The sequence below is a fragment of the Bacteroides sp. CAG:189 genome (assembly GCF_000432295.1).
Taxonomy (GTDB): Bacteria; Bacteroidota; Bacteroidia; order Bacteroidales; family Bacteroidaceae; genus Bacteroides; species Bacteroides salyersiae.
In genome coordinates this window covers 1-14610 of sequence record NZ_HF991061.1, presented here as the reverse complement: position 1 = coordinate 14610, position 14610 = coordinate 1, and the positions used below count along the sequence as shown (strand labels likewise).

The window sequence follows — 14610 nt, the reverse complement described above, 5'->3', positions numbered from 1 at the left end:
CAGGAATGCCACGATAACAACCATTACCGAAGCATAAATGATAGTATAGGAATTACTATTTGTATTCATCTTTTCGTTCGGTTTTAATTGTTAGACTTAATGGCACGTTTTTCACGACGGCCGATATTGCTTTGTACCACACAGTAGTCGATCAACGGTGCGAAGATGTTCATCAGCAAGATGGCAAGCATCATACCTTCGGGATAACCCGGATTGAGCACACGGATCACGATAGCCATGGCACCGATCAGGAATCCGAATATATACTTACCGGTTTCTGTACGGGCAGAAGTTACCGGATCGGTAGCCATAAACACAGCACCGAAGCAGAAACCACCCAGAATAAGGTGCTCGTACCAAGGCATCTGCGCCATAGCGTTGGTTTCCGAACCGAATTGGTTGAAGATAAATGCCATAAAGGCACCTCCCACGAATACGGAGATCATGGTCTTCCAGCTTGCAATGCCCGTCCACAACAGGATAACGGCACCGATCAAGATGGCCACAACGCTTGTTTCACCGATAGACCCGGGAATGAATCCCCAGAACATGTCGCTCAAAGAGGCTTCTACCGGCATTCCAGTAGCAGCCTGTCCCAACGGAGTGGCAGCAGTCAATCCGTCTACTGTATTTCCCAATCCGAAGATGCTGTCTTGCGCTACCCAAACGGCATCACCGGACATCTTGGTAGGATATGCAAAGAAGAGGAACGCACGAGTCACAAGTGCCACGTTGAATACGTTCATACCTGTACCGCCGAATACCTCCTTTGCAAATATTACAGAGAATGCAACGGCAATAGCAAGAATCCACAACGGACAGTCCACAGGAACGATCATCGGGATCAGCATACCCGAAACAAGGAATCCTTCCTGAATTTCTTCCTTCTTCCATTGTGCTACCACGAACTCGATGCCAAGACCGACTACATAAGAAACGATTATTTTAGGCAATACAGCCAGGAATCCATAGGCAAACATTTCCCAGAAACCGCCCTCGGTACCTGTATGGGTGAAATGCTGGTAACCTACGTTGTACATACCGAACAGCAAAGCCGGCATCAACGCGATAACCACAATCGACATAATGCGCTTACTGTCGATTGCGTCATGTATATGCGTTCCCGTTTTCGAAGTGGTGTTGGGCACGAACAAGAATGTTTCGAAACCATCGAACACCGAACGAAACGCGTGGAATTTGCCGCCTTCTTCGAAGTTCGGCTTTATCTTGTCGAGATAATTTCTTAACGCTTTCATTAATGTATTTACTATTTTACAATTTACAATTTACTATTTGATACCTCCGATGCTTACATCATTTCGGCACGAAGCATATCGAGTCCTGCACGGACGATGCGTTGCAGTTCCAATTTTGACGAATCGACAAATTCACACAAAGCGAAATCTTCCGGAGCCACTTCGTAGATACCGAGCGCTTCCATCCGGTCGATGTCTCCGGCAATGATCGCCTTGATAAGGAACTCGGGCAGGATGTCCATCGGGAATACCTTGTCATATTCACCCGACATGATCATGTGACGTTCGCCACCTTTGATACGTGCGTCGATGGTGTATTCCTTCTTGCCCAGCAACCAGCTGAAGTAGGAGTGATTCACACTGAATTGGTTGAAACGCGGCATGATCCATCCCAACATTTCGTGGATGTCGTTGCCTTCGGGGATAACAGATACCTGGCTATGGAAAGCGCCAAGGAAACCATTCGGAGATACCTGCTTACCAGTCAGCACGTTGCCGCTGATGTAGCGTAGTTCTTTGTCTTTTGTTACGTTTCCGGCGAAGACACTGGTGAGCAATGCACCTACACGCAGTTTGGTGTAAGCCGGTTTCAGAACTTCGGAACCTGTCACGGCCACTGTACGGGTCATATCTACGCGGCCCGTATTCATCAGCCGTCCGATGAAGATGACGGCTTGCGGGTCGATCGTCCATACGGTTTCCCCTTTCACGACAGGTGCAACGCGGTTGATCTGCACACCTACGTTTCCGGCGGGATTCGGACCGTCAAAAGCTGTGATGGTAACGTTCTTAGCCTGAGTCAAGGCTGCTGATTTCTGTTTCACGCTGATACCGAGATAGGTCTTTGCGATCTTGGCCAGCGCATCGAGTCCTGTTTGGAAATTGGCCTCTTCTCCCTTCAAAGCAAACTCGAATTCGGGAGCCAGTGGATTGCTGTCGAATGCAGATACGAAGATTGCTCTCGGGGCAACTGCCGGATCGGCAATTACATCGTACGGACGCTGCTTGATGAAAGCAAACATACCGGACTGCAACAACAGTTCTTTCACCCGGTCGGCATTCATCCGGGCGACATCCTGCTTGCCGAACTCTTCATAGTCCTGCTCTGCAGCCGCTTCCACGACGATGTTCATCACCTTACGACGAGCACCGCGCTCCACGCTGGTTACCACGCCGCTAACGGGCGAAACAAATTTCACTTCAGGATGATTCTTGTCGATAAACAAGGGTCCTCCAGCCATCACATACTCCTGTTCTTTCACAACTACTTTCGGAGTTACTCCCGGAAAGTCGTCGGGCACGAGCGCATAGAATCCCGGCTCCTTTACAGTGACGAGTTCTTCGGCAGCTTTACCTTTCAGGTTGATGTCAAGGCCTTTACGTAACTTTATTACATTTGCCATGTGTTATATAAAATAATGGTTTTTATAATTTGCCCGCAAAAGTAATAAATAATAATGTGAAAAAGGAGGAAAAAAGAAAGGAATTACGGAGATTTTTCCGTAATTCCTTTTGTTAACGTACACGGGGGAAATAATGTGCCAATTGGTCAATATGCCAATGTGCCAATGAAAGAGGGAATGATGTGCTAATTGGCTAATGCACCGATGTGCCGATGAAAGAGGAAATCATGTGCCAATTGACCAATGTGCTGATGTGCCGGTGTACCAATTGGGAGATATTACTTGATAAATGCTTTCCGGGGTCGACCGGTACACGAAGCCTGATTTTATTCTTCCGGAGCAAACATCGGATCCCATGCCGGGAGACGTATCGGCTTCTGTTTCAAGATTTCCTGTACTTTGGGAGTCGTGAATTTTGTTTCTACGACAAGACGGAACATGTATTCGTCGAACCATTTGTCTGTCATGATGAGATGCCCCTGATAACCACTGGCGGCGCCCCAACTGTTCTCTACCATCCATTTCACGGGTTTTCCGTTCTTATCGAGATCGACTGCCATCAGCGTCATGGCATGGCTCGAGCCGCTTGCAAAAGTCTGGATGCGCTGTTTCTTGTCCATGCCGAACGTGGTGCCCATCAGAGACTCGTAGTCATAGTTATTCACATCGAGCAGGCCGCGCTCCGAATGGAGGAATTTGCCCACATCGCATGAGAAATACATCATCGTGCTGTCTTTCAGGGAGGCGATCGCCATCGCTTTTATCTCCTCTACCGGCAGGGTCACATATGTCCAGTTCTTGCCATCATAGCGGTGACGGTCGAAATCGATCTCGTAGCACTTGTAATATTCGCGGCTCGGATCATTCATCAGCATCACGTAGTTACCGATCAGATTTTCGTCACCATATTTTTTCAGGAAAGTCATCGGGGTATGTTTTTCTGTCTCTACCGGTTTTCCACCCGCATCATAGCGTGTCCATGTGAACTCCGTAGGAGGCACACCCAAATTCAACACCAACATGCGGTAGATGGTACCTAACATCTCAACTTTGCTCTTCTCCAGTGCGGCCGCTTTGGCGCCTTTCGAAAACTGATCACGCAATTGCAGGCCGAACTCGCGCAGCTTCAATGAAACCAAGTTCGCCATGCGTGCGGTATTCTCACTGCTGTTGGTTTCCGGCATGATGTCTTTGGGCACCAGGCCGTATTTTCCTACAATATCGGCTACCCCTGTGAAAGTGCCGCCATCACTCAGAGGGTTGCGGAAAAGCCACTCCACCATTTTGTCATCCATCGGTTTCTCACGCGTATCGATCACTCCTTGAAGGAAAAGGTTCGCTTTCTCCAACTGATCGTAAAAGAAAGGATATGATTCGGAAAATTCAAACGAACCGAGCCCGTATTTAGCAATTGCCTTGGCACGCATCACGTTCAGTCCGGTGAACAGCCAGCAACGGCCCGATGACTTCTGGTCTGTAATGCCTTTGGAATCTACCTTGATGGAGAAATGGGTATCCATTCCTGTCATGTTCTCCTGATTGAGGGCGAGTTTACGGATATCGTTGTTGCCGATGGCATTGCGCAGCGCTTTATCTGCCGATGTCCCTTGATAGCTTTGTCTGATCTGGTCCAGCATTTCACTGCTGATTCCTCCTTTGTCCTGTTGTGCCTGCACCGAGAAGAAGGCGGCACCCAGAACAAATAATGATAAAATTCGTTTATTCATAAAATAATAATTATTTAATGTGTCAATATGCCAATGTGCCAATGAAAGAATGTGCCAATATGTTAATGTAATCAATGAAAGAATGTGCTAATATGTTAATGTGATCAATGTGCCAATTGAATAATTCACCATGTCGTACAGTATATGTTCTTGAAAAAACAGCGCAGCCAATTGGCACATTGATCACATTGGCATATTGGCACATTATTAATCCAACCACAAAAATAGTATGCTTTTTGGAACTTTTATCCATTCCTTTAGAATTATTATCAATCCAAACGAAAACTATTCCAAATAAAACGGTTTTCTTTGCACCCACATTCAGAGAATATGAAAAGATATATAATAAGTATGTGCATGGCGATTATACCCGCCATAATCATTTTTGGCCAGGAAGAAGGCATCACGATAGTAAAAGACGGCAAGCTGGAAGTAAACACGGTATTTGATCCCGACAGCCTTCGCGACGGTTCCCCTTCCCTATCCAAGCGTGAACTGCGTAAACAACGGGTGGCACAGCGCAATCTCCATTACAACATACTTGGCGGCCCCAGCTATACTCCGGATTTCGGGGTGCTTGTAGGCGGTAGCGCACTCATGACGTTCCGTATGAACCCCAGCGATACGACACAGCAACGTTCTGTTGTCCCTGTCGCTATTGCCTTTATGTTCAAAGGGGGATTGAACCTTTTCTCCAAACCGCAGCTTTTCTTCAAGGGCGACCGTTTCCGTATCTTCGGGCAGTTTAGTTATAAAAACACACAGGAGAACTTCTATGGCATCGGCTATGATACCAATAAAGATTATGTACGGAGCGATACGACCAGCCAATACCGTTATAGCGGCGTACAGGTAAACCCCTGGTTCCTGTTCCGTCTGGGCGAAAGCAATTTCTTTGCCGGCCCGCAGATAGACATCAACTATGACAAAATAACCAAACCGGCGAAATATCTTGTAGACCAGCCCGACTACATGGCCGCAGGAGGAACATCGCACGGATACAGCAATTTCAGCTCCGGACTCGGTTTTCTGCTGACGTATGATACGCGGGACGTTCCCGCCAATGCCTATCGGGGTGTCTATCTTGATTTCCGGGGGGTGATGTATCAGAAATTCTTCGGCAGTGACAATGAATTCTACCGCCTTGAAATAGACTACCGGCAATATAAAACGGTGGGCCGGCGCAAGGTCATCGCCTGGACGGCACAAACGAAAAACGTATTCGGAGACGTGCCTTTGAACAAGTATGCCTTGAGCGGAACTCCGTTCGACCTCCGTGGTTATTACATGGGGCAGTATCGCGATAAGTCGTCTCACGTCGTGATGGCCGAATACCGCCAGATGTTCAATACCGACAAGACGAGCTGGGTAAAAAAGATGGTCAGCCATCTCGGTTTCGTGGCATGGGGCGGATGCGGATTCATGGGGCCTAACCCCGGCAGGATAGAGGGGGTGCTCCCCAACTTCGGCGCCGGAATCCGCATCGAAGTGCAGCCCCGCATGAATGTCCGTCTCGACTTCGGCAGAAACCTGGTTAACAAGCAGAATCTCTTCTACTTCAATATGACGGAGGCCTTTTAGATATATTTTTCCGGTATTTTTGGGCATAAAACAATAAAATGAGGAGGGATGAAGAATCATAAGTGAATAATTTGCTTATATTTGCGACTAACTTATTAAAGTATACAAGCAAATATCAATATATCAATGATGAAGCAATTTTGCTACTTACCTTTTATATGTCTGCTTATTTTGTGCGCAATTCCCTTGACGATATCTGCGCAGGAAGTACACGATGGCTCGGAATTCACAACAACCGATTACAAAAACCTCGTCCTTCCTCCACTCGATTTGCTTTTTGAGAACGCCAAGAAAGGCCCCATTTATGAGGCGGCTTACGTCAAAGAACAGATAGAACGTAAAATACTGGCTAAAGAAAAACGCGCTTTTCTTAGCTTTTTTAGTTTAAGGGGGAGTTACCAATACGGTATGTTCGGCAATGAATCTACTTTTACCGATATTGCCATTGTACCTTATCTTACTTACACGACCCAGGCACAAAAAGGATATACCATCGGCGGAGGTGTAAACATTCCGTTGGACGGGCTTTTCGATCTGGGCTCTCGCATCAAACGGCAGAAGCTGACCTTGCGAAATGCAGAGTTGGAAAAGGAAATAAAGTTTGATGAAGTAAAGCGGGAGATCATAGAATATTATGCCACAGCAAACTCACAACTCAGTGTATTGAAATTGCGGGCGGAAACCCTCGAACTTGCTACTCTACAATATGAAATAGCAGAAAAAGACTTCATAAATGGAACGATAGATTCCGGAGCTCTTTCCGTTGAGAAACAGCGTCAGTCCGTTGCTCTGGAAGCATATGAAAAGAGTAAGTTTGAAGTGACAAAGAGTCTGTTAATATTAGAGGTAATCACCCGTACTCCCATTTTACGAAAATAAGAAATACCATGGACTATATACTTTATATCTTTCGTGCCCTATACCGCAAAATGTGGTGGATCATCCTGGGAACAGCATTGGTCACCGGGCTGGTGATCTACAAAACCAAAGGAATGAGGGGAGGTTATAACGTTGAATCGACTTTGTATACAGGCGTCGTTTCCGGGTATAGCATTGAAGAGAACAATGCCGGTGTCAATTGGGCCATTGCCCAAAATGCCATTGACAACCTGATTCACATCATTGAATCCGAAAGCACCCTGAAACGTGTTTCAATGCGTCTGTTCGCACGCGTACTCGTAAAAGGGAGTCCCGACAGAGACCAGAACGAAATCACTGCCGCCAGCTATAATTACACCTATAACCACATGAAAAACAGTAAGCATGGGAAAGAACTCGTTGCATTGATAGACCGGAGCAGCGAAGACAAAACCATGGAAAATTTCATGAAATACGAAAAGCCGGACGCCGATAACTATATTTACGGTTTATTCTATTATCAGCATCCTTATTATAGCTATGGCACATTAAAGAGAATTTTAGTGACGCGTTTGGGAAACAGCGACTTGCTGAAAATCAGTTATTCGTCGGGCGATCCGGGCATTACTTACAATACTCTTGAGATTCTGATGAAAGAGTTCGTCAATGAATACCGTGTTCTTCGTTATGGCGAGACCGATAAGGTGATTGAATATTTTAAATCGGAACTGAACCGCATCGGCGGTGAACTGACGAGACATGAAGACGATCTCACCAAATATAATGTGGACAACCGTATCATAAACTATTATGACGAAACCAAGGAGATAGCCGCCATCAATAAGGAATTCGAGTTAAGAGAGCAAGATGTGTTGTTCGCTTATAACAGTTCGAAAGCGATGGTTGAAGAGCTGGAACGGCAAATGGATGAAAATACCAGACAAGCTATCACAAACCTGAACCTGGTGGATAAACTGAGGGAAGCTTCAGACCTTACCGGAAAAATCACAGAAATGGAAACGGTTTCCAATACAGATACCGGTTCGGACCAGCGCTTGGAAGAATATCGGGGGGATCTCGTCAAAACCCGGAAGGAATTATCTGATATTTCCAATCAGTACATCAGCGGCAAATACACCAAAAGCGGCATCGCCAAAAACAACATTGTAGAGCAGTGGCTGGACCAGACGCTGCTGTTCGAAAAAGCCAAGGCAGAGCTCAGCATTATCCAGAAAAGCCGTAGCGACCTCAATGGCAAATACGTGTTTTATGCTCCCGTAGGCACCACGATCAAGCGCAAAGAACGTGTTATCAACTTCTCCGAGCGCAACTACCTGACCACTCTGCAAAGTTATAACGAAGCATTGATGCGAAAGAAGAATCTGGAGATGACGTCGGCAGCCTTAAAAGTTCTGAATCCTCCGGCCTATCCCCTATCTCCGGGTGCCAGCAACCGCAAGAAGATTGTAATAATGACTTGTGTTGCCACTTTTCTGTTACTGTTGGCCTTCTTCTTATTGGTGGAATTCATAGATCGTACTTTGCGTGATTCGATCCGTGCCCGTAAGTTGACCGGATGTCAAATATTGGGCGATTTCCCCTATTCCAGACGTTCTACTCCATATAGCCAAATATATGAGAGAGATTCGACACGTTATCTCAGCAACAGCATCTTCCGATTCTTTACGGACCGGAAGAAAGGTGAGCCATATATTCTGAATCTTCTCAGCGTATGTCCCGGCAGTGGCAAGACCTACATAGGAGAACATTTGGAAGAATATTGGAGAAGTATCGGCATCAACGTGCGGAGGATCTCTGCGGGAACAGACTTCAATGCTGATTCTTCGCAATATCTGTTAGCAACCGGCATCAATGAGATATACACCCCCGGCAATGAGGATGTATTGATCGTAGAACATCCGGAATTGAGACAAATCAATATCCCTACACCGTTGCTCCGCAACGCCCATGTAAATTTGATGGTAGTTTCGGCAACCTATGGCTGGAAATCGATCGACAGGATCTTGTTGCGGAAACTGGAAGCCCAGATTGAAGGTAAACCCTACCTGTGCCTGAACCGTGCACCGAGATACGATTTGGAGAATTTCACAGGCATGCTTCCTCCTTATACCCAATTGCGGAAGTTGATATATCGCTTATCGCAGTTGGCGTTGACGGAGACCTTCATCCAATGGAAAGGCATATGGAAAAGAAAGCGGCAACCTTGTCCGTCCGCCATAGACAAAGAGAACGATGACGACTGATAACGGCGAAGACAACAGCAGATACACCCCATTACAGACCGGTCATTCCGAGTCTGGTTTCTATGTATTGTTTGCCCTCCAGTTCCTGTTGGTTGCCGCCAGCATGTTTATGGATGTCAAGACAGGAGCTTTTACGCTGATCCTTGTTTTGATCATGACATTCGTCATCTTGGTGCGTTGTTCGTCGCAGGGGTTTGATATGTCGAGAGCCAAAAACGGCATGATGTGTCTTTTTGCGGTGACCGGTGTGTTTTATTTTCTGGAGATAGCCAACCCCAACAATGTGCAGGAAGCGTGGAATATCGGTATCACCCATTACTGGCTCTACCCTTTTGCGCTCTCCTTGATTGTTCCGATAGCTATTCGCGACCGTAAAGGCATTGAATGGCTGTTGTTCATCTGGTCGGTCTTCATCCTGATAGCCACCCTGAAGGGATATTGGCAAAAGAATCACGGGTTCAGTGTCCGCGACCGTTATTTCTTATTTGTGCTCGGAGGATACCGCACTCACATCATCTGGTCGGGAATCCGCTATTTCTCTTTCTTCTCCGATGCCGCCAACTACGGTGTGCACTGTGCCATGGCCCTGACCACATTCCTCATTTCGGCTTTCTATGTCCGTCGCGGATGGATGAAAATCTATTTTATCCTCATCGCCCTCGGTGCAGCCTATGGTCTGGGGATTTCGGGCACGCGTGCGGCAATGGCTGTCCCCTTGAGCGGAATGTTAGTATACGCCGTCCTGTCCAAGAGTTGGAAAAGCATTATCATCAGCTTCGTTGCAGTCGGTGCTATCTTTTCCTTTTTCTATTTTACGACGATAGGCAGTAGCAATCAGTATATCCGCAAGATGCGGACAGCTTTCCGCCCTACCGAAGACGCTTCTTATCTGGTGCGGGTAGAAAACCGGAAAAGAATGAAAACGCTTATGGACGACCGCCCTTTCGGCTACGGCATCGGGCTGGCCAAGGGCGACCGTTTCCCCTCCAAAGAGCGGATGCCTTATCCGCCCGATTCCTGGTTGGTAAGTGTATGGGTAGAAACCGGAATCGTGGGATTGGTTCTATATCTTGCCGTGCATGGTGTGCTTTTTGCATGGTGTGCCTGGATATTGCTGTTTAAGATCATGAGCAAGCGGCTGCGCGGACTCTTGGGCGCGTGGCTATGCATGAACGCCGGATTCTTTGTGGCTGCCTATGCCAATGATGTGATGCAGTATCCCAATTCAATCGTTGTATATACCGGATTCGCCCTCTGTTTCGCAGGCCCTTATCTTGACAAAGAGATGCGGAAAGAGGAAGAAGACGAAGAGAAAGCCAAGGAGAAAAAGAAAGAAGAAAAAGCGACTTTATGGACATAAAAGAAACACCGGTCATCTCTTTTATCACAATTTGCTACAACGGGTTGGCAGATACATGTGCACTGATCGATTCACTGCAAGCTGCGGTACATTCGGTCAGTTATGAAATCATTGTCGTGGACAATGCTTCGCGCCAGAACGAGGCGGCTGTCATCAGCCGGCGTTATCCCTTTGTCAAGACGATACGCAGCAAGCGGAATTTGGGTTTCTCCGGCGGCAACAACTTAGGAATCAGAGAAGCCGGAGGAAAATATATTTTCCTCATCAACAACGATACCTATATCACTGATGACGGGCTCCCGGCCCTCATCGAACGACTTGAGAGCCGTCCGGAGATCGGCGCCGTATCACCGAAGATTCGTTTTGCATTTCCTCCGCAACATATTCAGTTTGCCGGATTCACCGCATTGTCTCCTGTCACGCTGCGCAATACGGGCATCGGCTGCGGTTGCCCGGACAACGGAGCATACGACACGGCCAGCCCCAGCCCCTACCTCCACGGCGCCGCCATGCTGGTCAAGCGCGAAGTGATAGAACGGGTGGGGCTTATGCCCGAAGTGTATTTCCTTTATTATGAAGAGTTGGACTGGTGCACGGCCATGACCCGCGCCGGATACACGCTGTGGTATGAACCGCGTTGCACTGTATTCCATAAAGAGAGCCAGAGTACCGGGCAACTCAGCGTTTTGCGCACATACTACCTGACGCGAAACAGACTGCTGTATGCCTGGCGCAACCTGAGTGGTGCGGACCGCCTGCTTTCATTGGTTTACCAGATGACGTTTGCCGCCACAAAGAACAGCCTGCAGAATCTTTTGCAACGCCGTGTCCGGCAGGCCGGTGCGGTATGGAGAGGAGTTTTCGGATTCATCATTTTGCCCGGAAAGCAAAGTTGAAGTCCTATAAATGACCGTTATGAATATAAACAGCCATGACTAACAAGAATACAATGCCGTGACGAACATGAATGCCGTAATTTATATGATCGATTGGATATTATTTGTGCCATTGGCATTCTGCGTGTCCTACCTGTTGTTTTATGCCGTCGCTTCGCGCTTTTACCGCTCGCCTCAATATCCTGCAGCACGGAAACAACACCGCTTCGCGGTACTCTTTCCGGCTTACAAGGAAGACCGGGTAATCGTGAATGCCGTGCAGAGTTTTCTCGAACAGGAGTATCCCGCGGAGTTGTATGACGTCATTGTCATCTCCGACCAGATGCAGCCGGCCACCAACGATGCGCTGCGGCAGCTCCCCATACACTTGCTGGAAGCCGATTACACCGACAGCTCGAAAGCCAAAGCTCTCATGCTGGCAATGGAGCATATAGCCGGCGACGCTTATGACATCGTGGTGGTGATGGATGCCGATAACATCACGACAAGCAATTTCCTGTCGGAGATGAACCGTGCCTACGACTTCGGCTTACCGGCCATCCAGGCGCGCCGTACAGGCAAGAACCTGAATACGGATGTCGCCATGCTCGATGCCGTCAGTGAAGAGATCAATAACGGCATATTTCGTAGCGGGCACAATGCCGTAGGGCTTTCGGCCAGCCTGTCCGGTTCGGGAATGGCATTCGATGCCGGCTGGTTCCGTCGGAATGTGAGGCAACTCCAAACGGCAGGTGAAGATAAGGAACTGGAGACGATGCTTTTAAGGCAGAATATCCATATCGGATACCTGCAATACCTGCCCGTTTATGATGAAAAGACCCAGAAGACGACTAATATCAAGAACCAGCGCAAACGTTGGATAGCAGCCCAGTTCGGTGCCCTGGCAACGGTGTTGCCGGATTTGCCCAAAGCGTTCATGCAGGGCAATATGGATTATTGCGACAAGATATTCCAATGGATGCTTCCTCCCCGGTTGCTGCAATTGGCGGCCGTTTTCGGGCTGGCTTTGGTGGCTTTTATCGTCTGCCCGCCGGAGGCGAGTATCAAATGGGGGATACTCGTCTTAGCCCAGATAATGGCCATGCTACTGCCTATCCCTCGAAAGCTGCTGAACAGACAACTGCTCAAAGCAGTGTTGAAAGTTCCGCAATTGGCATTCGTCATGGCAGGAAACCTCTTTAAGCTAAAAGGAGCTAATAAGAAATTCATACATACAGAGCATGGAGAAGGGGAAAGAGAGAGAGAAAGAGAAGGGAGAGTGGAGATGGGAGATGGGAGATGGGAGAAAGAAGATGGGAGAAGTATTATGCAGCGTAAGGATGGTGCGGATCACTAATTATTGCCATTAATCATTTATCACTAATCATTTGTCACTAATCACTAATCATTTTTATCACAAATCAAACATGAAGATTGCCATTGAAGCCCAGCGTATATTCCGTCCCAACAAGCATGGGATGGATTTTGTGGCTCTGGAAACGATCCGGGAGCTGCAAAAGATAGATCATGAGAATGAATATTTCATTTTTGTCAGTCCGGGGCCGGACCATTGCCTGAACGAATCGGACAATATGCATATCGTTGAACTGCGTTGCCCTTCGTATCCTCTATGGGAGCAGGTAGCGTTGCCTCGTGCTGTGGCGCGCGTGCGTCCCGACTTGTTGCATTGCACGAGCAATACGGCGCCGGTCAAGTGTCCGGTACCGCTTGTGCTGACGTTGCATGACATTATTTTTCTGGAAAAGCGGCAATCGTCCAGCCGTTCGTTGTATCAGGAGATGGGCTGGCATTATCGCCGTCTGGTAGTGCCCCGCATCCTGTCGGAGTGCAGGAAGATCATCACTGTTTCCAATTTCGAATGCAACCGGATCCGTGAAGCGCTCAATCTTCCCAAAGACCGGCTGACGGCTGTCTACAACGGATACAGCCCGCACTTCAGGCAGATGCCGCCGGCACCGGAAATCGTACATAAGTATGTCCCGTCAGACGACTACCTGTTCTTTTTAGGAAATACAGACCCCAAAAAGAATACGCCGCGTGTGCTCAAGGCATATGGCTTGTATCTGCGACAGTCGAAGCATAAACGTCCGCTATTGATAGCCGATCTGAAAGAGGAAGCAATAGACGGAATACTTTCAGCAGAAGGAATAAAGGAGGTAAAGCCTTATCTCAGTTTTCCGGGATATATTCCTAATGCCGACCTGGCAGCCCTTTACAACGGCGCATTCGCTTTTCTGTATCCTTCGCTTCGCGAAAGCTTCGGTATTCCGATGCTCGAATCGATGGCATGCGGTACTCCTGTCATTGCCGGAAACACATCGGCCATGCCCGAAATAGCCGGAGAGGGGGCACTGCTTGCCGATCCTCTGGATGAAAATGACATAGCCCGCAAAATACTGCTGCTGGAAGAGGATGATACTTTCTATCAGCAACAAGTAGATTACGGGCTGGAGCGCGTCAAGCTGTTCTCATGGAGAAAAAGCGCGGAGGCGCTGCTGAAAATTTACAAAGAAATCATAATTCACAAACCTCAAAGCAGGGGCATTCTTTGATCCACTCTTCGGGTTCTATCTCCCCGTTTCCGTTCAGATCGGGGCTCAGGTCGCGATGACCGCAGACGCGGCTGCCGGGATAGTCTTTTAAGAGTTTACCGACCAATGCTTTGAGCGATTGTTTCTGGGCTTCCGTGCGGGTATCTTTGGCTTTTCCTTGGCAGTCCAGCCCTCCTTCATAGCAGATGCCGAGGGAGTTTAGATTGAAGCCGCGCACGTGGGCGCCTATCTTCTCGATGGGGCGCGTGGCTTTGACATCACCGTTTTTTCGGATGTAAAAGTGGTAGCCGGTGCCGTTGAATCCCCGGCGGCGGTGGCACACTTCCAAGTCTTGCTCCGTAAACGTACGGTCTTCGCGGGTGGCCGAGCAATGAATGACGATCAGATCGATTTTTCTCATCGGTGTCTCTCCTCCTCTCCTTTTTATTTGCGTAATTCACACTCCGTATTCCGGCAACGCTGTTCGCGCAGCGAGAAGATTTCCGCATGCATCTCTTTTACTTTGGCGCTTAAGTCAAAATAATCTTTCAACGCTTTTTCCAGTTGCACCATCAAGAAACCGTATTGATCGGTTATCAATTCACTGAATTCTTTCGCCGTTCCTTTCTTCCGAAAGAACGGCAGGATTGCCACGAGGCATTCCACTACTTTCTCTATTATCTTTTTCATTTTGAATAATTAAATAATTTGCCAATGTGCCAATATGCCAATGT

12 protein-coding genes are annotated in these 14610 nt (G+C 47.9%); 7 read left to right on the top strand and 5 right to left on the bottom strand.

Going from position 1 to position 14610, the window contains the following annotated elements; genetic code table 11:
* Window positions 1–83: 83 nt before the first annotated feature.
* The 3 genes from QVP90_RS08710 to QVP90_RS08700 all read right to left on the bottom strand — a co-directional run bounded on the left by QVP90_RS08710 (window position 84) and on the right by QVP90_RS08700 (window position 4386).
* Window positions 84–1256: an NADH:ubiquinone reductase (Na(+)-transporting) subunit B gene (locus QVP90_RS08710; RefSeq protein WP_005932181.1), complete on the bottom strand. Its 1173-nt coding sequence runs from the start codon at window positions 1254–1256 to the stop codon at window positions 84–86.
* A gap of 53 nt (window positions 1257–1309) precedes the next feature.
* Complete coding sequence (locus tag QVP90_RS08705) at window positions 1310–2659, bottom strand: Na(+)-translocating NADH-quinone reductase subunit A (RefSeq protein WP_005932185.1); 1350 nt, start codon at window positions 2657–2659, stop codon at window positions 1310–1312.
* Between the two features lie 326 nt (window positions 2660–2985).
* Window positions 2986–4386: a C1 family peptidase gene (locus tag QVP90_RS08700; RefSeq protein ID WP_021936193.1), complete on the bottom strand. Its 1401-nt coding sequence runs from the start codon at window positions 4384–4386 to the stop codon at window positions 2986–2988.
* A gap of 330 nt (window positions 4387–4716) precedes the next feature.
* On the opposite strand from QVP90_RS08700, the gene QVP90_RS08695 reads away from it, so the two are divergent.
* From QVP90_RS08695 to QVP90_RS08665, 7 genes are all read left to right on the top strand, one after another.
* A complete protein-coding gene (locus tag QVP90_RS08695) occupies window positions 4717–5967 on the top strand; it encodes a BamA/TamA family outer membrane protein (RefSeq protein WP_085930793.1) in 1251 nt (416 codons plus the stop codon).
* A 129-nt stretch (window positions 5968–6096) separates the two neighbouring features.
* The gene (locus QVP90_RS08690) at window positions 6097–6846 is read left to right on the top strand and encodes a TolC family protein (RefSeq protein ID WP_288204159.1); all 750 of its coding nucleotides are present in this window, start codon (window positions 6097–6099) and stop codon (window positions 6844–6846) included.
* An 8-nt stretch (window positions 6847–6854) separates the two neighbouring features.
* Window positions 6855–9089 (top strand): GumC family protein, encoded by a 2235-nt coding sequence (locus QVP90_RS08685; protein ID WP_021936191.1) that lies wholly within the window; start codon window positions 6855–6857, stop codon window positions 9087–9089.
* Entirely contained in the window at window positions 9079–10449 is a 1371-nt protein-coding gene (locus tag QVP90_RS08680) for an O-antigen ligase family protein (protein ID WP_021936190.1), read from the top strand. Before QVP90_RS08685 ends, QVP90_RS08680 begins: the two co-directional genes overlap by 11 nt.
* Complete coding sequence (locus tag QVP90_RS08675; RefSeq protein WP_021936189.1) at window positions 10440–11345, top strand: glycosyltransferase family 2 protein; 906 nt, start codon at window positions 10440–10442, stop codon at window positions 11343–11345. The genes QVP90_RS08680 and QVP90_RS08675 overlap by 10 nt, the downstream gene beginning before the upstream one ends.
* 67 nt (window positions 11346–11412) lie before the next feature.
* On the top strand, window positions 11413–12681 hold the full coding sequence (locus QVP90_RS08670; RefSeq protein ID WP_264380865.1) for a glycosyltransferase: 1269 nt from the start codon (window positions 11413–11415) through the stop codon (window positions 12679–12681).
* A 70-nt stretch (window positions 12682–12751) separates the two neighbouring features.
* Entirely contained in the window at window positions 12752–13897 is a 1146-nt protein-coding gene (locus QVP90_RS08665) for a glycosyltransferase family 4 protein (protein ID WP_021936187.1), read from the top strand.
* Here QVP90_RS08665 and QVP90_RS08660 read toward each other — a convergent pair.
* Entirely contained in the window at window positions 13860–14297 is a 438-nt protein-coding gene (locus tag QVP90_RS08660) for an N-acetylmuramoyl-L-alanine amidase (RefSeq protein ID WP_021936186.1), read from the bottom strand. The two genes, QVP90_RS08665 and QVP90_RS08660, sit on opposite strands and share 38 nt — an antisense overlap.
* Before the next feature lie 23 nt (window positions 14298–14320).
* On the bottom strand, window positions 14321–14566 hold the full coding sequence (locus QVP90_RS08655; RefSeq protein ID WP_005932210.1) for a hypothetical protein: 246 nt from the start codon (window positions 14564–14566) through the stop codon (window positions 14321–14323).
* Window positions 14567–14610 lie beyond the last annotated feature (44 nt).